The sequence below is a fragment of the Colwellia sp. TT2012 genome, from assembly GCF_001440345.1.
In the GTDB taxonomy this organism is placed as follows: domain Bacteria; phylum Pseudomonadota; class Gammaproteobacteria; order Enterobacterales; family Alteromonadaceae; genus Colwellia.
In genome coordinates this window covers 1-878 of the sequence record NZ_LJYX01000101.1, presented here as the reverse complement: position 1 = coordinate 878, position 878 = coordinate 1, and the positions used below count along the sequence as shown (strand labels likewise).

The 878-nt window shown below is 61.7% G+C and carries 2 protein-coding genes; both read left to right on the top strand.

Going from position 1 to position 878, the window contains the following annotated elements; genetic code table 11:
* Nucleotides 1-473, top strand: a 473-nt coding sequence (locus tag ASU03_RS18925; protein WP_231731649.1) for a YkvA family protein, incomplete at its 5' end; no start/stop codon positions are given.
* Between the two features lie 97 nt (nucleotides 474-570).
* Nucleotides 571-878: helix-turn-helix domain-containing protein (locus ASU03_RS18920; protein WP_057833278.1), on the top strand; the 308-nt coding region annotated here is incomplete at its 3' end.

Below are 878 nucleotides of genomic sequence, written 5' to 3'. Positions count from 1 at the left end.
CTGGAACTGGAGTGACGATGAAAGCACCCTGGAATTTCACCCGCTTCCTACCGTTGGCCGCACGGCTAATCGGGCGTGGACGCCTGCCGACCTTGTTGTTCGCGGTCGCCGCCAAAGGCTCAAGCCAGGGTAACCGCCTGGGCAAGCTCCAGGACGACCTCAAGCTGCTCCAGGCGCTGTGCCTGGCCTCCTGGCGTGGCGAGTACCGGGCGATCAGCCCCAAGGCGCTGATATCGGTGGTAGCGGGGCTGATGTACTTCCTCAGCCCGATTGATGCGATCCCGGACTTTTTGCCCATGTTCGGCATGCTCGATGACATCGCGGTACTGGCCTGGGTCATGAAGTCCCTGGACGGGGAGTTGAGTGCCTTCCGCGCCTGGCGTGAACGCCAACGCCCGGAGAAGCTGGTGGTGGTCGAGCGCTTGCCCGCCACACCGCAGCTTCTGGAGCAGGAAAACCCGACAAAAAACTGAAGGCGCGGATTATCCCCCTGCGCTCTTTGCGGCTGTTAGGATTACACTCCTAAGGAAAGTACTTACTTCGTAAGTGTTGTGATCCTACGGGGCAGTCATGGATATACAGATCATTTCACGGGATGGCGAACCCGAATATGCGGTTCTGCCATGGGCTCAGTACCAGGCGCTGTTAACAGCCGCCGGCCTGCAGCAACCAAGCACTCCTGCTGCACAGACCCCTCCCGTCGCGACCGCGACGGATCTACGCCCCCTGGCGCACTTGCGCAACCTGCGCGAAGCCAAGGGCCTGGCCGTTGAGGCATTGGCCCGCACCGTGGGCATCAGCCCGTCCTACCTGGGCTTGATTGAAAGTGGTGAACGCCAGCCGGATGCCGCGATCCGTCGCAGCCTGGCCTGGGAGTT